This window comes from Rhizobium esperanzae (assembly GCF_014197615.1).
Lineage (GTDB): Bacteria > Pseudomonadota > Alphaproteobacteria > Rhizobiales > Rhizobiaceae > Rhizobium > Rhizobium esperanzae_A.
Genome location: NZ_JACIFY010000005.1, coordinates 1 through 21,085 on the forward strand (window position 1 = coordinate 1; position 21,085 = coordinate 21,085).

Below are 21,085 nucleotides of genomic sequence, written 5' to 3' on the forward strand. Positions count from 1 at the left end.
CTCGACGAGCGAGTGAATCACGGCGAAAGCCTCCAGGCCAGCTTCTTTTTCAACAGCCTGCTAGAGCATGTCGCGCAAAAGTGTGCAGCGGTTTTACGAGAACGACATGCGTAAAAACAAAGACCTAAAGCGCGAGGAGCGGATCTGAAAGATCGCGACGCGCTTTAGGCCGAGAGTCCCTTTTCTCGGACGGCAAAAACCACTAAATAGCGCGCCATGACACAGGACAGCGCCCTTCTCCAGCCCCCGGAACAGATGCTCCGCGACGGCTCCAATAGCCGCAAGGTCTTCATCAAGACCTATGGCTGCCAGATGAACGTCTACGATTCCACGCGGATGAGCGATGCGCTCGCCCGTGACGGTTACGAACCGACCGAAGATATGGAAGAGGCCGACCTGGTTCTGCTCAACACCTGCCACATCAGAGAGAAGGCGGCCGAGAAGGTCTATTCGGCGCTCGGGCGGCTGCGCGACATGAAAAAGAGGAAGGCGGCGGACGGTCGGGAGATGATGATCGGCGTTGCCGGCTGCGTCGCCCAGGCCGAAGGCGAGGAGATTCTCCGCCGCGCCCCCGCCGTCGACGTCGTCATCGGCCCGCAGACCTATCACCGGCTGCCGGAGGCGCTGCGCCGGGCCAAAGAGGGCCAGCGCGTCGTCGATACGGAATATGCGATCGAGGACAAGTTCGAGCATCTGCCGATCGCCGAAAGCCGCAAGATCCGCGCCCGCGGCGTCACCGCCTTTCTGACGGTGCAGGAGGGCTGCGACAAGTTCTGCACCTTCTGCGTCGTGCCCTATACACGCGGCTCGGAAGTGTCGCGGCCGGTTTCCCAGATCGTCGAGGAAGCCGAAAAGCTCGTCGAGGGAGGCGTGCGCGAAATCACCCTGCTCGGGCAGAACGTCAATGCCTGGCACGGCGCCGGATCCGGCGGCGAGGCGTGGAGCCTCGGCGACCTGCTCTATCGCCTGGCCGAGATCCCCGGCCTGGCGCGGCTGCGCTATACGACAAGCCATCCGCGCGACATGGACGACCGGCTGATCGAGGCGCATCGCGACCTCAGGGCGCTGATGCCCTATCTGCACCTGCCGGTGCAATCGGGCTCGGACCGCATCCTGAAAGCGATGAACCGGCGTCACACGGCGGCCGAATATCTCAGCCTGATTGCGCGCATCCGTGCGGTGCGGCCCGATATCGCGCTGTCCGGCGATTTCATCACCGGCTTTCCGGGGGAGACAGACGCCGATTTTGAGGATACACTCCGGCTTGTGGAGGAGGTCCGTTATGCACAGGCCTTCTCGTTCAAATATTCGACGCGGCCAGGCACGCCCGGCGCGGAGCTGAAGGACCAGGTGCCGGAAGAGATCAAGGCAGAACGGCTGGAACGCCTGCAAGCGCTTCTCCTGAAGCAGCAGCAGGAATTTGCCGAATCCTGCATCGGCAAGGAGATCGACCTGTTGCTCGAAAAGCCCGGTCGCATGCCGGAACAGCTGATCGGACGTTCTCCCTGGCTTCAATCAGTGAATGTTGATGCAAAAGCATCGCAAATCGGTGACATTATTAAAGTGCGAATCACCGGAACCGGAACGAACAGCCTGTTTGCCGAACGCGCAGAGGCTGCGGTTTAACCCAAGGAGCCCGACCGCTTGAACGGACAAGAATTGGTTTCTTCTTCACCGCGCCACCCCCGCACGCCGAGCGACACCAATCACTTCGTCCTGACGTTCGAGAACAACCGCTTCGCCAGCGAGCTCTTCGGTCAGTTCGACCAGAACCTCAAGCTGCTTGAGGAACGGCTCAACATCGATGCGCGGGCACGGGGCAATTCGGTCGTCATCACAGGCGATGTCGTCACCACCAACCAGGCGCGGCGCACGCTCGACTATCTCTATGAAAAGCTTCAGAAAGGCGGCAGCGTGGAACGATCCGACGTCGAAGGCGCAATCCGCATGGCGGTCGCCGCCGACGATCAGCTCAGCCTTCCCACCATGGAGCGCAAGGCCAAGCTGACGATGGCGCAGGTTTCCACCCGCAAGAAGACGATCATCGCCCGCACGCCGACCCAGGACGCCTATATAAGGGCGCTGGAACGCGCCGAGCTGGTCTTCGGCGTCGGCCCGGCCGGCACCGGCAAGACCTATCTCGCCGTCGCCCATGCCGCCCAGCTGCTGGAGCGCGGCGCCGTCGAAAAAATCATCCTGTCGCGCCCGGCCGTCGAAGCCGGCGAGCGTCTCGGCTTCCTGCCCGGCGACATGAAGGAAAAGGTCGATCCCTATCTGCGCCCGCTCTATGACGCGCTCTACGACATGATCCCGGCCGACAAGGTCGATCGGGCGATTACCGCCGGGGTCATCGAAATCGCGCCGCTCGCCTTCATGCGCGGACGCACGCTTGCCAATGCCGCCATCATCCTCGACGAAGCGCAGAACACGACATCGATGCAGATGAAGATGTTCCTGACGCGTCTCGGCGAAAACGCCCGGATGATCGTCACCGGCGACCCGAGCCAGATCGACCTGCCGCGCGGCGTCAAATCGGGCCTCGTCGAGGCGCTGCAGCTTCTCAACGGCGTCGAGGGCATCTCGATCGTGCGCTTCAAGGATACCGACGTCGTGCGCCATCCGCTGGTCGGGCGCATCGTCAGGGCCTATGATTCCACCTATGCCGAAGCTGAGGACGGCCGGCAGGACTGATGGCCGAACTCGACATCCAGATAAGCGTCGAAGACATCGGCTGGCCGGGCGAGGAAACGCTGCTGTCGTTCTGCGAACGTGTGCTCGGCGCAGCAGTGATCTATCTCCATGACAGCGAGAAGCAGCCCTTCCCGGCGATGCCGCCCGAGGTTTCGCTCGTCTTCACCGACGACGCCTCGATCCAGGACATCAACGCCGAATGGCGCGGCAAGGACAAGGCGACCAACGTGCTCTCCTTTCCGGCCTTTCCGGTTCAGCCCGGCAAGATGCCAGGTCCGATGCTCGGCGACATCATCATCGCCCGGGAGACGGTGGAGCGGGAAGCCCACGAGTTCGAAAAGAGTTTCGACGACCACCTGACCCATCTTCTGGTGCACGGTTTCTTGCATCTTCTCGGTTACGACCATATGAATAATGCCGAAGCCGAAATTATGGAGGGGCTGGAGACTCGCATTTTGGCGCAGCTCGGCCTATCTGATCCCTACGAGGGTCAAGACCTTAAAATGGAACCATGAGCGACTTTACGACGAAGCCGGCGGCAGACGCCAAGGACTCCGAACCATCCTCCTCTTCGGACGAGGCGGGCAGTAGTAGTCGGCCATCCGGCCGATCCCAATCCTTCTGGTCGCGCGCCGCGCGCATCCTTCGCCCGCAGCAAGGCTCGCGGCTGCGCGAGGATCTTGCCGACGCGCTGATGACCGATGCGGCCGGCGACGACGCCTTTTCGCCCGACGAACGGGCAATGCTGCACAATATCCTGCGCTTTCGCGAGGTGCGCGTCGCCGACGTGATGGTGCCGCGCGCCGATATCGAGGCGGTCGACCAGAACATCACCATCGGCGAACTGATGATCCTGTTCGAGGAATCCGGCCGTTCGCGCATGCCCGTCTATGCCGACACGCTCGACGATCCGCGCGGCATGGTGCATATCCGCGACCTGCTCTCCTATGTCGCCAAGCAGGCGCGCAACAAGCGCCGCGGCGCGACGAAACCGACCGTTGCCGTGCCGGCGATCGAGGTTGCGCCCGAGAACATCCAGAAGACCACGCGGTCGGCCAAGCCGAATTTCGATCTTGCCCGCGTCGACCTGCAGAAGACCCTGGCCGAGGCCGGCATCATCCGCAAGATCCTGTTCGTGCCGCCGTCGATGCTGGCCTCCGACCTGCTGCGCCGCATGCAGGTGAACCGCACGCAGATGGCGCTGGTCATCGACGAATATGGCGGCACCGACGGGCTCGCCTCACATGAGGACATCGTCGAAATGGTGGTCGGCGATATCGACGACGAACATGACGACGAAGAGGTGATGTTCAAGCGCGTCGCCGAAGACGTCTTCGTCGCCGATGCCCGCGTCGAACTGGAGGAAATCGCCGAAGCGATCGGGCCGGATTTCGACATCAGCGAGCAGGTCGACGAGGTCGATACGCTGGGCGGCCTGATCTTCTCGGCGCTCGGCCGCATCCCGGTGCGCGGCGAGGTCGTCCAGGCGCTGCCGGGCTTCGAATTCCATATTCTCGACGCCGATCCGCGCCGTATCAAGCGGCTGCGCATCACCCGCAAGCGCCACGCGATCCGCCGCCGCGCCAAGGCGGATGGCGATATCGCTCCCGGCTCCGACGCCGGCGACGACCGGCCGGCGGAATCGACCGCCAACTAAAGTTGTCTGTCGTTATCCTGGAGCCGGTGCACATGCTCCGGGCGATATGCATTAACAGGACAAAGAGCCGCTTTTTTGAAAGACTGCGAACGGGTTGATTCGCGGTTTGATGGGAGTGTGCATGGAGCGGCTTGCGGACAGGGTTATCCTGGTCTGGGGTTTCAAACGGTCGCTGCTGGCCATCGCCGCCGGCGCATTCGCCGTGCTGGCGCTGCCGCCCTTCGGCTTTTTCGCGGCAATGTTCGTCTCCTTCCCCCTGCTCGTCTGGCTGATCGACGGCGCGGCGGCTTCGCCTGAAAGCGGCCTGGCCGGCCGGCTGTGGCCGGCATTTGCCACCGGCTGGCTGTTCGGCTTCGGCTATTTCGTCGCCGGTCTCTGGTGGCTCGGCCATGCGCTGCTGGTCGATCAGGAGGAATTCGCCTGGGCGCTGCCGCTCGCCATTCTCGGGCTGCCGGCCTGTCTTGCGATTTTCTACGGGCTGGCGACCGCCCTGGCCCGGATTTTCTGGTCCGACGGCCTGGGACGGATCGCCGCACTTGCGGCCGGCTTCGGGCTGATGGAATGGCTTCGCAGCGTCATCCTGACCGGCTTTCCCTGGAACGCCATCGGCTACGGCATGATGCCGGTTCCGCTGATGATGCAGTCGGCGCATGTGATCGGGGCGATGGGGGTGACGACGCTTGCCGTCTTCATCTTTTCCGCGCCCGCCCTTATCGGCACGCGCCAGGGCGCGCGGCTGGGCATTACGCTCGCCGTTCTGCTGTTTGCCGCCCATCTCGGTTACGGCGCCTATGTCCTGCATCTCGCGCCGCAGCCGGAGGCCTTGGCCGCGGACAAGCGGCCGGTGTTGCGGCTCGTGCAGCCTGATATCGACCAGGCGGCGAAGATGGACAATGACGCCGACCGCAGCGCGATCTTCGAGACGCATCTGAAGCTGTCGGCCGAAGCACCGAAAAACGGCGGACGCAAGCCCGATATTATCGTCTGGCCGGAAACCGCGATCCCCTTCATCCTGACCGACAACCAGGATGCGCTGACGCGGATCGCCGATACGCTCGACGACAACCAGATCCTGATCGCCGGCGCGGTTCGCGCCGAGGAGATGGGACCCGGCACGCCTGCGCGCTACTATAATTCCATCTACGTCATCGACGGCCGCGGCCAGATCATCGCCGCCTCCGACAAGGTGCATCTGGTGCCTTTCGGCGAATACCTGCCCTTCGAGGACATGCTCACCGAATTCGGCATCCAGAACGTCGTCGAGGTGCCGGGCGGGTTTTCGGCGGCGGCAAGCCGGCACCTGCTGGCGCTGCCCGGCGGGCTCAATCTCTACCCGCTGATCTGCTACGAGATCATTTTCCCGGACGAGATGACCGGCGACATCAAAGACGCCAATGCGATCCTCAATATCACCAATGATGCCTGGTTCGGCGCAACGCCCGGACCCTATCAGCACTTCCAGCAGGCGCGGGTCCGGGCTGTCGAAACCGGGCTGCCGCTGATTCGCGATGCCAATAGCGGCATTTCAGCGCTGGTGAACGCGCATGGGGAAATTGTCGCGGGTCTCGATCTCGAGGAAACCGGCTTCATCGATGCAACCCTCGATAGGTTCGGCGAAGGAGCCGAACCGACAATCCCCCGACAAACATACTTCTGGTTGACCGAGGTGCTGCTCATTTTGATTGCGCTAATTTCTCGTAGGGGTTTTATTTCCGGGTTGAATTGACCAAAAACCCCTAAAATTGCATAGTGATGACAATCGGCGTTCTGAGCGTATCATTGCAGGTGGGTTCTCACCGCTTGCAACGTGGCGTTTGGGATGGATCAGGGGCATGCCGGTTAGAAACAGATTGAAATTCTTAGCTAGGGCACGACCATGATTGAAAACAAAAAGAAGCCTAACCCGATCGACATCCACGTTGGCAGCCGCATTCGCCTTCGCCGCACAATGCTTGGCATGAGCCAGGAAAAACTCGGCGAGAGCCTCGGCATCACCTTCCAGCAGATCCAGAAATACGAAAAAGGCACCAACCGCGTCGGCGCAAGCCGGCTGCAGAATATCTCGAACATCCTCAATGTTCCGGTTTCCTTTTTCTTCGAGGACGCGCCCGGCGAACATTCCGGCGCCGTCGGCGGCATGGCCGAAGCGTCGAGCTCGAATTACGTCGTCGATTTCCTCTCTTCCTCGGAAGGCCTGCAGCTCAACCGCGCCTTCGTCAAGATTTCCGATCCGAAGGTTCGCCGCAAGGTCGTGGAACTGGTGAAGGCGCTGGCTGCTGAAGCCGACGCCGACTGAACCACCCCATCGCAGAATTCGAAAGGCGGTCGAAAGGCCGCCTTTTTTGCGTTTTTAGGGCAAAATTTGTCACTTTGCCGCAGATATAAAGATATATTTATGTCCTTCTGCGCTTGTCATCAGGCCGCGAACTGAGTACCTACTAGCTAGCTTTTATTCTTTGAGGGGAATCCCGGAATGCGCGCGAACTATCTCTTTACCAGCGAATCTGTTGCCGAAGGTCATCCGGACAAGGTCTGTGACCGCATCTCCGACGAGATCGTCGATCTGGTCTACCGCGAAGCGGCCAAGACCGGCGTCAATCCGTGGGGCGTGCGCATTGCCTGCGAAACGCTGGCAACGACCAACCGCGTCGTCATCGCCGGCGAAGTCCGTCTGCCGCCGAGCCTGATGAAGAAGGACAAGGACGGCAACGACGTCATCAATCCGTCGAAGTTCAAGGCCGCAGCGCGCCGCGCCATCAAGGATATCGGCTACGAGCAGGACGGCTTCCACTGGAAGAAGGCCAAGATCGACGTGCTGCTGCATTCGCAGTCGGCCGACATCGCCCAGGGCGTCGACAGCGCCGCCGACCAGCAGGGTGACGAAGGCGCCGGCGACCAGGGCATCATGTTCGGTTACGCCTGCAAGGAAACGCCGGACCTGATGCCGGCGCCGATCTATTATTCCCACAAGATCCTGCAGCTGCTCGCAGCCGCCCGCAAGAAGGGCGACGGCGAAGTCGCCAAGCTCGGCCCCGACGCCAAGAGCCAGGTGACCGTGCGTTACGTCGACGGCAAGCCGTCGGAAGCGACCTCGATCGTGCTGTCGACCCAGCATCTCGACGAGAGCTGGGATTCCAAGAAGGTCCGCGCCGTCGTCGAGCCCTATATCCGTGAAGCGCTCGGCGAACTGAAGATCGCCGACGATTGCAAGTGGTACATCAACCCGACCGGCAAGTTCGTCATCGGCGGACCGGACGGCGATGCGGGCCTGACCGGCCGCAAGATCATCGTCGACACCTACGGCGGTGCGGCTCCGCATGGTGGCGGCGCATTCTCCGGCAAGGACACGACGAAGGTCGACCGTTCGGCCGCCTATGCCGCTCGCTACCTTGCCAAGAACGTCGTTGCCGCCGGCCTTGCCGACCGCTGCACGATCCAGATCTCCTACGCGATCGGCGTCGCCCAGCCGCTGTCGATCTATGTCGACCTGCACGGCACCGGCAAGGTCAGCGAGGATCAGATCGAGGCCGCGATCCGCAAGAACATGGATCTTTCGCCGACCGGCATCCGCCGCCATCTCGACCTCAACAAGCCGATCTACGCCAAGACCTCGGCCTACGGCCATTTCGGCCGCAAGGCCGGCCGCGACGGCTCGTTCTCCTGGGAGCGCACGGACCTCGTGAAGGCGCTCAAGGAAAGCGTGAAGGCCTGAGATCAGCATGACGGATATGGAACGCCGCGGCCGGGCGACCGAAGCCTTTTTCGGTCGCCGCAAGGGCAAAGCCCTGCGCGAACAGCAGGCCGAGACGCTGAACAGTCTGCTGCCGGCATTCCTGATCGATCTCTCGGCGGCTCCCCCGGAGCCGCTGACCTCCCTCTTCCCGGTTCCACCCCAGAGATTGCGGCTGGAAATCGGTTTCGGCGGCGGCGAACACCTGATCCACCGGGCGCTGGAAACAGCGTCGACCGGCTTCATCGGCGTCGAGCCCTTCGTCAATTCCATGCAGAAGCTGCTGTCGCGCATCGGCGAGACCGGCGCCTCCAATATCCGCGTCTATAATGACGACGCGACGCAACTGCTCGACTGGCTGCCGGACGCTTCCCTCGATCAGATCGATCTGCTCTATCCCGATCCCTGGCCGAAGCGGAAGCACTGGAAACGCCGCTTCGTCTCCAAGACCAATCTCGACCGCTTTCATCGCGTGCTGAAGCCCGGCGGCCTGTTCTGCTTCGCCTCCGATATCGACACCTATGTGAACTGGACGCTCATCAAATGCCGCGACCATGGCGGCTTCGACTGGATGGCCGACAATGCGGCCGACTGGCTGACGCCCTATGAGGGCTGGCCGAGCACGCGCTACGAGGCCAAGGCACGGCGCGAGGGCCGGTCTTCGGCCTATCTGACATTCCGGAAGATCTGACCCCCGGTCACGGTTCCGAATTATGCATTGGGAGATTTTGACCCGCCCAGGCCTTGTGTATCAGCCATTTTGGCGAGTTCCAGATCCTCCGGAAAGTCGTAGGTCTCGGCGAGCCGCCGATCCAGCAGCGCCATCTCCATTTCAAGAGCGGGTCGCCGGAACTCGGGCAATACCTGCAGTCCGTATTCCAGCACGGCCCGCAAGCGGCGGGCGATCTGAAAGTTTTCAGTGCCGTAAAGCCTGATTTCGCTGAAGGTCAATTTGACGAAATCGTCCCAGTTCGGCGTTCTGCAGATGACCCGCAATTCTCCGGATGAGTTGAAGATCGCCTCTCCGCGCAGGCTGCGTTTCCCGACGAAACACAACAAACGTTGCAATTGGTCAATCGCAAGCACCGCAGTCGTCGGATCGTTTATCGCCTTGGAAAGCGCCTTGATCGCGATATCCACAATGATCCTGAAGGCAAAGGTTGCGTCTTGTTCGAGGGTACGTTCAGGCCCGAAAGCGATCATCTTTTTCAGGACGTCTTCTTCCGGCAGCAGCGTGCCATACAGCCGAAAAAGCGGCTCACCGGAGGCGACGAAATCGCCGATCCGCGGCACCAGCTCGACGACGGACTGCGTTTTCTCGGCCTGCATCAGCAGGGCGCGTTTATTGACGGCCACGATGATGGCAGGCCGCCCCTGGTAGACGATGACTTTATCCGGCTTTTTGTCTGGTCTAAGCTTGGCGGGGGCGGCATCGGTTTCGTCTGTGGCCATTGCGGGGTAGACGTCCTCGATGGCGGCGCGGCCCTCCTCGCTGACACGCGCGATGATGCTCACAGGCCGCAGCAATCGGGCGGCATAATCGATCAAATAGAGGAAAGCGGCGATGGACAGAAAACCCAGGAAACCCGCGATCCCGACGACGGCGTGGCGAACATCGGTTTCGAGCCTTGCCAAAGCGCCCGTCGCAAATAACAGGGTGAAAATGAAAAGCCCTACCGTGAAACGGATGGCGTTATCGCGCAGCAACGTCGTCGCAATGATACGAGGCGTCAGTTGACCGCCTGCGATCTGGATTGCAACCAGCAGAGAGCCGAAGGTAAAGACGACGAATGTCAGCGTCATCGTAATGATCGTCTCGAGCAGCCTTTGGGAACCGGCCACTCCCCACGGCCAAGGCTCGATCCAGATCAGCCACCGGTCAAATAAGTACACCATGCGAATTGCCAGAATGTAGAGGAGCAAGGCGAGGAACGGTACGAGCCACAGCGACGACTTGACGTAGCTCTTCAGGCTATAGAGCCGGTTCCACCCCATTTCAGTTCCCTCGATATATGATCGGCGCACTCAGCCGTCGTAAGATGCCGCGCCGTCTCGCATCCGGCGGCGAGGCGACGCAGCTTGATCTTGATGAGCGTGAACGGCGCAATCCCAATCCTGAATACCGGCCGTTCTCGTGCCTAACTCAAAGGACTATCGTTCAGTATTTGAGGTCACGCGCGGTCTGGCGACCGCTTTGCTTGGTTTGACGCTTGTCCTGCCGGCATGCGGCATTGCTCTTGTTGTTGGCGGCGCGACAAGCCTGTTTTGTGCTGCGTGCGCCTTGTCGCGTGTCTTGTTTGACGTCACGCCCGGCACGCCGTTGTTGTGCCTGTTCTGTGCTCCACGATAGATCCGGCAGAGTTGCGAGAAACATCGTCGCCAGCAGAGCGGTAAACAGAGGTTTCAATCCGATCATTGCCTGACTCCTCCGAACATCCTCCGAGTCGCTTCTCGGAAGGTTCCTGGTTTCAGGTGGGACAGAAGCAAGACACGATCATAGGCGCGAGCATCGCTGCGGTGCGGACCCCCGTCAAAGATCTCGTTTCACCAATTTGCCCCTCCCTGCATCCCGACCGACCGATCAGGATCGAAGAAGTATGCATCAAACGACAACGGAACGGACGTATATTACTGTATGACACACCGCCCCGCGGCACTTGTGGGACTGGCGCATACTGCGCCTTCCGCGGAGGGCAGGATTGCGTCCCCGTTCGATCGGTTTTGACTTGATATTTGTGCTTGTCCCGATGGCCGCTTCCGGCAAAGAGTTGCCGTAGCTCTCGCGCGGGAGGTCTTGCCAGCCCCGGCGACGCCTTCGATCAAATAGTCCTGCGCCCATTTTGCTCGCGTTCGATGCACGCGTGCTCTTTGGCATGGCGAGGCAAAATGTCGAAATCAGGCTACGCGCATATCTCGCGGATGAGCCCGAGACGGCAAAACCGAAATACAGGGATCACGCACCGCAAGAGCGGTGGAACGCACCAGACGCTATTTGACGGTCAGTGCAGACTGACCGTCTTCAGTTCGTCCTCGGCAGCCTTGAAGAAGGTGCTGGAGCGGTTGTCCGTCAAGAGGATCGGCGTGCCGTCGGCGCCGAAAAGTGCCCAGAGATCGACGTTCGGATCGATATCCGGCGCCTCCGGAAAACACTTGGCGACCTCTTCGGTCCGCATTTTTCTGATATAGGCGACCTCGCCGCTGCCGATGTGGGCAAGCTCGGATTTGGTCAAGTGAGACGTGGCTTCTTTCATCAACATTCCTGTTCCTCCGGAAGAAGGGACCAACGGTTCGACAAACCGTTGTGCTACTGTGAGACCGAAATGTTAATTTTCTTGACCATGCGCGCGGGTTCCGGACGAATTAGATCGACGGAGAGCAGACCGTTCTTCAGACCGGCTCCGAGCACCTGCATGCCATCGGCAAGAACGAAGGTACGCTGGAACTGGCGGGCGGCAATGCCGCGATAGAGATAATCGCGTTCACCCTGCTCCACCTGGCGGCCGCGGATCAGAAGCTGGTTCTCTTCGATCGAGACATCGAGTTCCTCCTCGCTGAAACCGGCGACCGCAAGGGTGATGCGCAGACGTTCGGGCGCGCCGCTATCGGCGCCGATGCGTTCGATATTATAGGGCGGATATCCGTCGCTTGCCTTGGAAATGCGCTCCAGCGTCTTTTCCATAGCATCGAAGCCCAGAAGCAGCGGGCTGGCGAAAGGGGTAATGCGGCTCATCTCTTTCAAGTCCTTGATGCAAGCGACCATCCCGGACCTCAAATGCAGCATCCGGATGCCGCTAATATGGGGAGAGCAGCCCGGTGCTGCAAGGCGCAGGCGACCGGTCGGCGTCGCCTCCCCGATTTTAAGCCCTCGCCATTTTAGGCCCTCTCGATTTTAAGGTAGCCGCCGCCCGCCTGCTTGCTTGACAAAGCGTCTGCTGACTCGCATCAAAACGTGCCCCGCGCGAAATGTGCTGATTTGTGACGGGAAGTGAAGAAGTGGTGCATGCCGCAGCAACAGGCATGGCGAGGACGGGACGATCGCAATGGCAAACGCAAGAAAGATCATCATCGATACGGATCCCGGCCAGGACGACGCGGCCGCCATCATGCTTGCCTTCGGCAGCCCCGACGAGCTCGATGTGCTGGGGATCACCACGGTCGCCGGCAACGTGCCGCTGTCGTTCACCAGCCGCAATGCGCGCATCGTCTGCGAGCTCTGCGGCCGGACGGAGACGAAAGTCTTCGCCGGCGCCGACGCGCCGATCGCCCGCAAGCTGGTGACCGCCGAACATGTGCACGGCAAGACCGGCCTCGACGGCCCTGATCTCGCCGAGCCGACGATGGCGCTCCAGCCCGGCCATTCGGTCGATTTCATCATCGAGACGCTGCGCCGCGAACCTGAGGGTACGGTGACGCTCTGCACGCTCGGGCCGCTCACCAATATCGGCCTGGCCTTGCAGAAGGCGCCCGACATCGCTCCGCGCATCCGAGAACTGGTGATGATGGGCGGCGGCTTCTTCGAGGGCGGCAACATCACGCCGGCGGCCGAATTCAACATCTATGTCGACCCCGAGGCAGCCGATATCGTCTTTCGCTCAGGCGTGCCGATCGTGATGATGCCGCTTGACGTGACGCACAAATTGCTGACCCGCAAGGACCGGGTGAAGCGCATGGCCGAGATCGGCACGGCGCCGGCCAAGGCGATGGTCGAGATGCTGGAATTTTTCGAGCGCTTCGATATCGAAAAATACGGCTCGGACGGCGGGCCGCTGCACGACCCCACCGTGATCGCCTATCTGCTGAAGCCGGAGCTCTTCCAGGGCCGGGACTGCAATGTCGAGATCGAGGTCCGCTCCGAACTCACCGTCGGCATGACCGTCGTCGACTGGTGGCATGTCACCGAGCGCAAGCGCAATGCCAGGGTGATGCGCGATGTCGATGCGGACGGCTTCTTCGATCTTCTGATCGAACGCTTCGCCCGCATCTGATTTTTTCGCTTTCCTTCTTCAAGCAAGAAGGAAAGCGGTCTCAGGCGTCTTTCTCGTCGAAGACGGAATTGGTTTCGGCTTCGGCCGGCTTCGGGCCACCCTTGGCGACACCGACCATGGCCGGGCGCAGCACGCGCTCGCCGATGGTGAAACCGGCCTGCACGACCTGGACGACGGTATTGTTCGGCACGTCGGGATTGGGAACCTCGAACATCGCCTGATGGAAATTCGGGTCGAACTTCTGGCCGACCGGCTCCAGCTTGCGAACGCCATGGCGTTCGAGCGCCGACAGCATGGCGCGCTCGGTCATCTCCACACCCTCGATCAGCGTGGTCAGGCCGGCATCGGCCGCGGCCTTGGTCTCCGGAGAGATGGCATCGAGCGCGCGGCGCAGATTGTCGGAGACGGCAAGCATGTCGCGCGCGAAACCCGCGACGGAATAGGACTTGGCATCCTTCACCTCGCGCTCGGTGCGCCGGCGCAGATTGTCCATCTCGGCAGCAAGGCGCAGATAGCGGTCGCGCAAATCGCCGTTTTCGGCCTTCAGAAGCTCGAGCGGGTCCGGCTGGGCGGCTTCTGGCTGCGCAATATCATTCTCGACGTAGGCGGCAGCGTCGGCTGCGGCATCGGCCGCAGTTGCGTCAGGTCCGTTTTTCGTCGTGTCATCGGTCATGACGGTCTCCGGTTGGTGTCTTCAGATGCGCCCGATATCGAGGTTTGACCGAAAAAAATCAAGTCTGCGTGACAAAGAAGCGAAAATTCCGCGCCTCTACGGCGCCGCCCGTCTTTTCGGACGCGCAAGGGAGGCTGCGGCCTCAAAGCGGATGGCGCGAAAGCCGGGAGACGAGCTGGGCGGTGTAGTCCACCATCGGCACGATGCGGGAATAATTGAGCCGTGTCGGGCCGATGACGCCGACGGCGCCGACGATGCGATCGTCCTCGTCACGATAGGGCGCGACGATCAGCGACGAGCCGGACAGCGAAAACAACTTGTTTTCCGAACCGATGAAGATGCGCACACCCGAACCGGTTTCGGCGAGATTGAGGATCTCGATGAGGCTGTCTTTCTTTTCGAGATCGTCGAACAGCAGGCGCAGCCGGTCGAGATCCTCGGCGCCGGCGAGGCCTTCGAGCAGGTTGGCGCGGCCGCGAATGATGAGCTGCGTGGGCTTGCCCTCGTCCGGGCTGCCGGCCCAGACGGCGATGCCGCGCTCAACGAGATCACGCGACAGGGCATCGAGCTCGTGACGGACATTGTCCTTCAGCTGGCTCAATTGTTTGCGCAGCTCCGGCAGGGTCTGGCCGGACATATGGGCATTGAGAAAATTCGCTGCCTCCGCCAGCTGCGAGGAGGTGACGCCCGCCGGCAGCTCGATGATGCGGTTTTCCACCTGGTCGTGATCGCCGACGAGCACCGCCAGCGCCTTGGTCGGTTCGAGCCGGATGAACTCGACATGTTTGAGCACCGGATCGCTTTTCGAGGTGATGACCAGGCCGGCGCCGCGCGAGATGCCCGACAGCATGCGGCTTGCCTCGTTCATCATCGATTCCACCGGATTGCCGCCGCTTTCGCCTCGCACCTGCCGATCGATATTGGCGCGGTCCTCGGGGGAGAGGTCGCCGACCTGCATGAAGGCATCGACGAAGAAGCGCAGGCCGATCTGGGTCGGCAGCCGGCCGGCGCTGGTATGCGGCGAATAGATCAGGCCGAGATCTTCGAGATCGCTCATGACGTTGCGCACGGAGGCCGGCGACAACGACATCGGCAGCAGGCGGGACAGATTGCGCGAACCGAGCGGCTCGCCGCTCTCCAGATATCCTTCGACGATGCGACGAAAAATTTCCCGGGAGCGCTCGTCGAGCGCAGCAACGGCATCCGAAACCGACGTCGACCTGATGCCCATGAAACTTGTAAACTCGCGCTGATGATCCTTCCCAAAGTTAAGTCAAACTGACACCCGTGGCAAAAGGGAATTTGCAAATGGGCGCCGCCAATCGTAGAAGCGGTCAACAAACCCCAGGAGATGAGAATGCGGCCTTCAGGCAGAAAAATCGACCAGATGCGTAAGGTCTCGTTCGAGCGCAATTTTTCCAAGCATGCGGAAGGCTCCTGCCTGGTGAAATTCGGCGATACGCATGTGCTCTGCACCGCCAGCCTCGAAGAAAAGACGCCGCCATGGCTGCGCAATACCGGCAAGGGCTGGGTCACGGCCGAATACGGCATGCTGCCGCGGGCGACCGGCGAGCGCATGAAGCGCGAGGCCGCCGCCGGCAAGCAGGGCGGCCGCACCCAGGAAATCCAGCGGCTGATCGGCCGGTCGCTGCGCGCCGTCGTCGACCTGCAGGCGCTCGGCGAACGCCAGATCACCCTTGATTGCGATGTCATCCAGGCCGATGGCGGCACGCGCACAGCCTCGATCACCGGCGGCTGGATCGCGCTTTACGACTGCCTGAAATGGATGGAAAGCCGCAACATGATCAAGGTCGACCGGGTCCTGAAGGATCATGTCGCCGCCATCTCCTGCGGCGTTTTCGCCAGCCAGCCGGTGATCGATCTCGATTATCTCGAGGATTCCTCGGCCGAGACCGACGCCAACTTCGTGATGACCGGCGCCGGCGGTATCGTCGAAATCCAGGGCACGGCCGAAGGCACGCCCTTTACCGAAGAGGAATTCAGCTCGCTGATGGGTCTTGCCAAGAACGGCATCGGCGAACTCGTCGCCCTGCAGAAGCAGGCGATCGCGGGATGAACCCCATGCTGGAAGGCATGCTGGAGACGGCGCTCTATGCGAGCGATCTCGACCGGGCCGAGCTCTTCTACGAAGAGGTTCTCGGGCTTGAAAAGATCGCCCGCGCCGGCAGCCGGCATGTCTTCTTTCGCTGCGGGCCCGGCGTGCTGCTGATCTTCAATCCCGAGGAAACGATCAAGCCGCCGGCGCACGACGCGCTGCAGGTGCCGCCGCACGGCACGACCGGGGCGGGCCATGCCTGCTTCCGGGTATCAGGCGGCAATATCGATGCGATGGCCGAACGGCTGAAAGCGGCCGGCGTGGCGATCGAATCCGAGGTGCATTGGCCAAATGGCGGCCGCTCGATCTATTTCCGCGATCCCGCCGGCAACAGCCTGGAATGCGCGGAGGCTAAAATCTGGGGCATCGAACAGGATATCTGAATGCGCAAGCTTGAAACGAAGACCATCGTCGTCGCCAGCCATAATGCCGGCAAGATCCGCGAGATCCAGGAATTGATCGGGCCGCTCGGCTTCACCGCCAAATCGGCGGCCGAGCTGAATTTCGTCGAGCCCGACGAAACCGGCACGAGCTTCGAGGAGAATGCGACGATCAAGGCGGTGGCTTCCGCCAATGCCGCCGGCATGCCGGCGCTTTCGGACGATTCCGGGCTGGTGGTCGACGCGCTCGGCGGCGATCCCGGCGTCTACACCGCCAATTGGGCGGAAACCTCAGACGGCACGCGCGATTTCGACATGGCAATGGCGAAGGTGGAAAAGGCGCTGCAGGACGCTGGTGCGACCAGGCCGGAAGAGCGCAGGGCGCGTTTCGTCAGCGTGCTCTGCCTTGCCTGGCCGGACGGGCACACCGAGCTCTTCCGCGGCGAGGTGGAAGGCAATGTCGTCTGGCCGCCGCGCGGCACGCAGGGCTTCGGTTACGATCCGGTCTTCCAGCCCGAGGGGTACGGCGTCACTTTCGGCGAGATGAGCGGCGAGGAAAAACACGGCTGGAACGTCGGCAAGCCGCAAGCGCTGTCGCACCGGGCCCGCGCCTTCAAACTCTTTGTCGAAACCTGCCTGGAGGCATAAGGTCACCACGTGGACAATTTCGACACGCCAGGCTCCTTGCGCGATGCGGCGCTGCTGCCCGATACCGGCGAGCCCGGTTTCGGCGTCTATGTGCATTGGCCCTTCTGCGCGGCGAAGTGTCCCTATTGCGACTTCAACAGCCATGTCCGCCATCAGCCGGTGGATCAGGAGCGCTTCACAGCAGCCTTCCTGAGAGAGATGGCTGCTGTCCGGGCCATCAGCGGGCCGAAGACGGTCACCAGCATCTTCCTCGGCGGCGGCACGCCCTCGCTGATGAAGCCGGAAACGGTCTCGGCCATTCTCGACGGCATTGCCCGGAACTGGCATGTGCCCGCCGGTATCGAGATCACCATGGAAGCCAACCCTTCAAGCGTCGAGGCAGACCGCTTCCGCGGCTACCGGACGGCCGGCGTCAACCGCGTCTCGCTCGGCGTGCAGGCGTTGAACGACCGGGATCTGAAATTCCTCGGCCGGCTGCATGATGTCGCCGATGCGCTGAAGGCGATCCGGCTGGCGCGCGACATTTTTCCGCGCATGTCCTTCGACCTGATCTACGCCCGGCCGGAACAGACGGTCGAACAGTGGGAAAAGGAACTCAAGGAAGCGATCTCCTATGCGGTCGACCACCTCTCCCTCTATCAGCTGACCATCGAGGAAGGCACGCCCTTTTACGGCCTGCACAAGGCCGGTAAACTGATCGTGCCGGATGGCGAGCAATCGGCGGTGCTCTATGAGGCGACGCAGGAGATCACCGCGCGCGAAGGCATGCCCGCCTATGAGGTCTCCAACCACGCCCGGCCGGGTGCGGAAAGCCGGCATAACCTGACCTATTGGCGTTACGGCGATTATGCCGGCATCGGCCCCGGCGCGCATGGACGTCTGACGCGCGGCCCCGAAAAGATCGCAACGGCGACCGAGCGCAAGCCGGAAGCCTGGCTCGAGATGGTCGAGCGCGACGGCCACGGCATTCTCGACGAGGAACGGCTCGGCTACGAGGAACAGTCCGACGAATTGCTGCTGATGGGATTGCGGCTCCGCGAAGGTGTCGACCTTGCCCGCTGGCAGCAGCTTTCCGGCCGCGATCTCGACCCAAAACGCGAGGAATTCCTGCTCGAACACAAATTCATCGAGCGGATCGGCAATTCACGCCTGCGCTGCACGCCCTCCGGCATGCTGATCCTCGATTCCGTCGTCGCCGATCTCGCCTGCTGACCTCAGGACAACGGGTCGATCATCCCGGCGCGGCAGCGATGTCGCTGTCCGCGCCGGAAAGCATTTCTCAGCCGTGGCTGGTGGCGCCCGCCTTGAACAGGCTGCCGGTCGGCGTCTTCAGGAACATGTCCAGCGGAATATGCTCCTGGTGCAGGAACCCGGTCGCCGGCAGCAGGCCGTCGCGGACCATTTCGATGACGGCGACGACGGAGGCCGAGGTCGTCCAGGCGATCGCCGTGCGGCGCGCCCCGGCAATCTCGATCGGATAATAGGCGCGCACGAACTCCTTGCGGCGCAGGCTGCCGTTCTCCGTGCCCTCGGCGGCGACATGGACATAGACGACATCGTCTTCGACGAGGGGCTTGGCATTGGTGAGGATCTCGCCGGCGAGCTTGCGCTTGTCGCGCATCAACAGCTCATGGAAGAAGAAATTCATCAGCTCCATATGGCCGGGATAACGCATGGTCTTGTAGTCGAGATTGTCGATCTTGCCGAGCATGGTGTCGCACATGGTGCCGAGACCGCCCGAGGTCGTGAAGGCCTCGAGCTTGACGCCGCCGACGTAAACGGTCTCGTGCCACTCCATCGGCGAGACGAGCTTGCGCACGCCGCCCTCGATGACCTCGCAATCGTTCAGATATTCGTTGACGACACCCTCGGGCGACCAGTTGAAGGCATAGCCGAGCAGTCCGGTCGGATGCTGCGGCAGGGCGCCGACGCGCATGCGGATCGAACGGCAGCGATCGAAGCCGTCGGCAAGGCTCGCGCCGACGATGCCAACGAAACCTGGCGCCAGGCCGCATTGCGGCGCCATCAGGCCGCGGGCCGTCTTCGACAGCTCGATGATGAAATTGGTCGTGGGAACATCTTCGGTCAGATCGAAATAATGAATGCCGGCGAGATGGGCGGCGCGCGCCAATTCGATATTCAGATGATAAGGCAGGCAGGACAGCACCGCCTCGACGCTCGACAGCAATTCTCCGATCACTTCGGGATCCGAGATGTCGCCGGTGCGGCACTTGAAGGGGACGTCGCTCAGCGGTAATTGCGCATCGACGCCGATCACCTCGAAACCGCCTTCATGCAACAGCGTCGCCGCCAGCCGTCCGACCTTGCCCAGGCCGAGAACGGCGATCTTTTCGAAACTCATTCATTACCTCCCATGCGCCCTTTTCGGCGCTTCTTCGTCTTATGTCGCCCAGAACCCGCCGCACGGTTTGGGCAGCAGGCATGGGATGGCCGGAGGTATAGAATAAAAAGCTTATAAAGCAAAACGGCCGGAATCGCTTCCGGCCGCCGAATTCACACCGAAAACCGCCGGTTATTCGTTGATCAGGCGCTTCAGAAGCTCGACTTCGTGCGAAAGCTTGGTGTCACCCGAAATCAGTTCCTCGATCTTGCGCACGGCATGCAGTACGGTCGTGTGATCCCTTCCGCCGAAACGGCGGCCGATCTCCGGGAAGGAGCGCGGCGTCAGTGTCTTCGACAGATACATGGCGATCTGGCGCGGCTTGACGATGACACGGGTGCGGCGGTTCGAGACCAGTTCCTGGCGCGAGACGTTGTAGTGCCTGGCGACGATGCGCTGGATGTCCTCGATGCGCACCCGGCGCGGTTCGCCGGAGCCGACGAGATGGGCGAGCAGTTCGTCGACGCGCTCGATCGACAGGTTCGGTTCGAAAGAGCGGCGGAAGATCAGCTGGTTGAAGGCGCCTTCGAGTTCGCGGCCGCTGGCCGTGATGTTGCGGGCGACGTGCTGAAGCAGGTCGGCCGGAATTTCGAGCGACGGATCTTCAAGCCGGGCCGCTGCAAGGCGCCGCTTGAGGATTTCCAGGCGCATTTCATAATCCGGCGCGTCGAGTTCGATCGCAACGCCGCCCTGCAGGCGCGAGCGGACGCGGGGATCGAGCGATTCCAGCTCCCACGGCGCGCGGTCGGCGGCGACGACCACCTGCTTGGCGCTGTCGAGCAGCATGTTGAGCAGATGGCAGAATTCATGCTGGATCATCTTGCCCTGCAGGAACTGCATGTCGTCGATGATCAGCAGATCGATGTTGCGCAGCGAATCCTTCAGCGTCAGCGCGTCATTGTCGCGGATGGCGGTGGCGAAGCGCCACATGAAATATTCGGCCGTCAGATAGACGACGCGCAGAGCCCGCGGGTTCTGCACCGCCGCATTGGCGATTGCCTGCAGCAGGTGGGTCTTGCCGAGACCGACCGTCGAATGGATGAAGAGCGGGTTGAAGCGCACGGCGCCGGAACCGGCTTCGGCGATCGTCTTGGCCGCGGCCAGCGCGACGCGGTTCGAGCTGCCTTCGACGAAGGTGTCGAAGGTGAAGCGGCTATCGAGCGGCGAACCGAAGAGCGGCGAACCGAAGCTTGCGGGCCTTGCCGCAGCAACGGCCGACACGGCCTGCTGGACGGCCTGACCGGCCGGCTGGGCGCTTGCGGGACGGCGCGCCTGGGGGGCAGCGACCGGCTCGGGCTGAACCACCTCGTCGAGCGCCTTCGAGCCGCTGCGCGTTGCCGTGCGCACCAGGACTTCGATCTTCAGAATTTCCGGATCCTCGGCCTGGAACAGACCGGTGATGAGATCGAGATAACGATTGTTGATCCACGACTTCAGGAAGGTCGTGGGAACCGAAAGGCGAACCACGCTCTTCGATACCGAATGCAGCTTCAGCCTGGCAAACCAGCTGGCATAGACGTCAGGACCGACCTGGGCCTTCAAGCGCGCGCTGACGCGCTCAAACAAGATGCCGTGCTTCATTTCCGCCTTTTCTTCTCCCACTTCGAGGCGAATGGAGCCAAACGCCTGCGGTGCCACATCCCCGTTGTCGAGCCCGCCCGTCGTCATCGTATTCATCTGCATAATGCCGCCTTTCAATTCCACCGGGCGACCTCCGCTAAAACAGCCGCCCGATTATTCCCCGCTTTGGCGGGCTGGCGGATCCTCATGAGCCGCTCACCTGCCGGTTCACTCAAACACTGCC

Annotated in this window: 21 protein-coding genes; 13 read left to right on the top strand and 8 right to left on the bottom strand. The window is 61.9% G+C overall.

The window, feature by feature from the left end:
- The first annotated feature begins 216 nt into the window (after window positions 1-216).
- The 8 genes from miaB to trmB all read left to right on the top strand — a co-directional run bounded on the left by miaB (window position 217) and on the right by trmB (window position 8,769).
- Window positions 217-1,626: a tRNA (N6-isopentenyl adenosine(37)-C2)-methylthiotransferase MiaB gene (gene miaB, locus GGD57_RS08230; RefSeq protein WP_184468614.1), complete on the top strand. Its 1,410-nt coding sequence runs from the start codon at window positions 217-219 to the stop codon at window positions 1,624-1,626.
- An 18-nt stretch (window positions 1,627-1,644) separates the two neighbouring features.
- Window positions 1,645-2,691, top strand: coding sequence for a PhoH family protein (locus GGD57_RS08235; RefSeq protein WP_184468616.1), 1,047 nt, complete (start codon window positions 1,645-1,647; stop codon window positions 2,689-2,691).
- A complete protein-coding gene (ybeY, locus tag GGD57_RS08240; protein ID WP_085735843.1) occupies window positions 2,691-3,206 on the top strand; it encodes an rRNA maturation RNase YbeY in 516 nt (171 codons plus the stop codon). The genes GGD57_RS08235 and ybeY overlap by 1 nt, the downstream gene beginning before the upstream one ends.
- Window positions 3,203-4,348: a hemolysin family protein gene (locus tag GGD57_RS08245; protein ID WP_184468618.1), complete on the top strand. Its 1,146-nt coding sequence runs from the start codon at window positions 3,203-3,205 to the stop codon at window positions 4,346-4,348. Before ybeY ends, GGD57_RS08245 begins: the two co-directional genes overlap by 4 nt.
- 121 nt (window positions 4,349-4,469) lie before the next feature.
- On the top strand, window positions 4,470-6,074 hold the full coding sequence (gene lnt / locus GGD57_RS08250) for an apolipoprotein N-acyltransferase (protein ID WP_184468620.1): 1,605 nt from the start codon (window positions 4,470-4,472) through the stop codon (window positions 6,072-6,074).
- A 150-nt stretch (window positions 6,075-6,224) separates the two neighbouring features.
- Window positions 6,225-6,644 carry a helix-turn-helix domain-containing protein gene (locus GGD57_RS08255; protein ID WP_097615058.1) on the top strand — a complete coding sequence of 140 codons (420 nt, stop codon included), beginning with the start codon at window positions 6,225-6,227 and terminating at the stop codon, window positions 6,642-6,644.
- Between the two features lie 177 nt (window positions 6,645-6,821).
- On the top strand, window positions 6,822-8,060 hold the full coding sequence (gene metK / locus GGD57_RS08260) for a methionine adenosyltransferase (protein ID WP_184468622.1): 1,239 nt from the start codon (window positions 6,822-6,824) through the stop codon (window positions 8,058-8,060).
- Window positions 8,061-8,067: 7 nt separating this feature from the next.
- Window positions 8,068-8,769 (top strand): tRNA (guanine(46)-N(7))-methyltransferase TrmB, encoded by a 702-nt coding sequence (gene trmB / locus GGD57_RS08265; RefSeq protein ID WP_184468624.1) that lies wholly within the window; start codon window positions 8,068-8,070, stop codon window positions 8,767-8,769.
- A 20-nt stretch (window positions 8,770-8,789) separates the two neighbouring features.
- Here the strand turns inward: trmB and GGD57_RS08270 are convergent, their stop codons facing one another.
- The 4 genes from GGD57_RS08270 to GGD57_RS08285 form a co-directional block, all read right to left on the bottom strand.
- The gene (locus tag GGD57_RS08270) at window positions 8,790-10,073 is read right to left on the bottom strand and encodes a DUF2254 domain-containing protein (RefSeq protein ID WP_184468626.1); all 1,284 of its coding nucleotides are present in this window, start codon (window positions 10,071-10,073) and stop codon (window positions 8,790-8,792) included.
- Between the two features lie 163 nt (window positions 10,074-10,236).
- Window positions 10,237-10,494: a hypothetical protein gene (locus GGD57_RS08275; protein ID WP_184468628.1), complete on the bottom strand. Its 258-nt coding sequence runs from the start codon at window positions 10,492-10,494 to the stop codon at window positions 10,237-10,239.
- A gap of 583 nt (window positions 10,495-11,077) precedes the next feature.
- Complete coding sequence (locus GGD57_RS08280; RefSeq protein ID WP_003570822.1) at window positions 11,078-11,335, bottom strand: DUF1150 family protein; 258 nt, start codon at window positions 11,333-11,335, stop codon at window positions 11,078-11,080.
- Between the two features lie 47 nt (window positions 11,336-11,382).
- Window positions 11,383-11,808: an Hsp20 family protein gene (locus GGD57_RS08285; protein ID WP_003583826.1), complete on the bottom strand. Its 426-nt coding sequence runs from the start codon at window positions 11,806-11,808 to the stop codon at window positions 11,383-11,385.
- A gap of 310 nt (window positions 11,809-12,118) precedes the next feature.
- Between GGD57_RS08285 and GGD57_RS08290 the strand changes: the two genes are divergently transcribed.
- A complete protein-coding gene (locus tag GGD57_RS08290; RefSeq protein ID WP_184468630.1) occupies window positions 12,119-13,063 on the top strand; it encodes a nucleoside hydrolase in 945 nt (314 codons plus the stop codon).
- A 40-nt stretch (window positions 13,064-13,103) separates the two neighbouring features.
- Here the strand turns inward: GGD57_RS08290 and grpE are convergent, their stop codons facing one another.
- Together grpE and hrcA are read right to left on the bottom strand one after the other, a co-directional pair.
- Window positions 13,104-13,736: a nucleotide exchange factor GrpE gene (gene grpE, locus GGD57_RS08295; protein ID WP_184468632.1), complete on the bottom strand. Its 633-nt coding sequence runs from the start codon at window positions 13,734-13,736 to the stop codon at window positions 13,104-13,106.
- 142 nt (window positions 13,737-13,878) lie between these two features.
- Window positions 13,879-14,967, bottom strand: coding sequence for a heat-inducible transcriptional repressor HrcA (gene hrcA, locus GGD57_RS08300; protein ID WP_097615053.1), 1,089 nt, complete (start codon window positions 14,965-14,967; stop codon window positions 13,879-13,881).
- Window positions 14,968-15,093: 126 nt separating this feature from the next.
- On the opposite strand from hrcA, the gene rph reads away from it, so the two are divergent.
- Genes rph through hemW form a run of 4 tightly spaced genes read left to right on the top strand, consistent with a single transcriptional unit; the run spans window position 15,094 to window position 18,092 of the window.
- Window positions 15,094-15,813 carry a ribonuclease PH gene (gene rph / locus GGD57_RS08305; RefSeq protein WP_085735827.1) on the top strand — a complete coding sequence of 240 codons (720 nt, stop codon included), beginning with the start codon at window positions 15,094-15,096 and terminating at the stop codon, window positions 15,811-15,813.
- A complete protein-coding gene (locus GGD57_RS08310; protein WP_184468634.1) occupies window positions 15,810-16,235 on the top strand; it encodes a VOC family protein in 426 nt (141 codons plus the stop codon). Before rph ends, GGD57_RS08310 begins: the two co-directional genes overlap by 4 nt.
- Window positions 16,236-16,880, top strand: a complete 645-nt coding sequence (gene rdgB, locus GGD57_RS08315) for an RdgB/HAM1 family non-canonical purine NTP pyrophosphatase (RefSeq protein WP_184468636.1) — start codon at window positions 16,236-16,238, stop codon at window positions 16,878-16,880.
- Between the two features lie 9 nt (window positions 16,881-16,889).
- Window positions 16,890-18,092 carry a radical SAM family heme chaperone HemW gene (hemW, locus tag GGD57_RS08320; RefSeq protein WP_184468638.1) on the top strand — a complete coding sequence of 401 codons (1,203 nt, stop codon included), beginning with the start codon at window positions 16,890-16,892 and terminating at the stop codon, window positions 18,090-18,092.
- Between the two features lie 67 nt (window positions 18,093-18,159).
- On the opposite strand, the gene GGD57_RS08325 is transcribed toward hemW, so the two are convergent.
- Window positions 18,160-19,242, bottom strand: a complete 1,083-nt coding sequence (locus GGD57_RS08325) for a saccharopine dehydrogenase family protein (RefSeq protein ID WP_184468640.1) — start codon at window positions 19,240-19,242, stop codon at window positions 18,160-18,162.
- A gap of 171 nt (window positions 19,243-19,413) precedes the next feature.
- A complete protein-coding gene (gene dnaA / locus GGD57_RS08330) occupies window positions 19,414-20,964 on the bottom strand; it encodes a chromosomal replication initiator protein DnaA (RefSeq protein ID WP_184469150.1) in 1,551 nt (516 codons plus the stop codon).
- Between the last annotated feature and the right edge of the window lie 121 nt (window positions 20,965-21,085).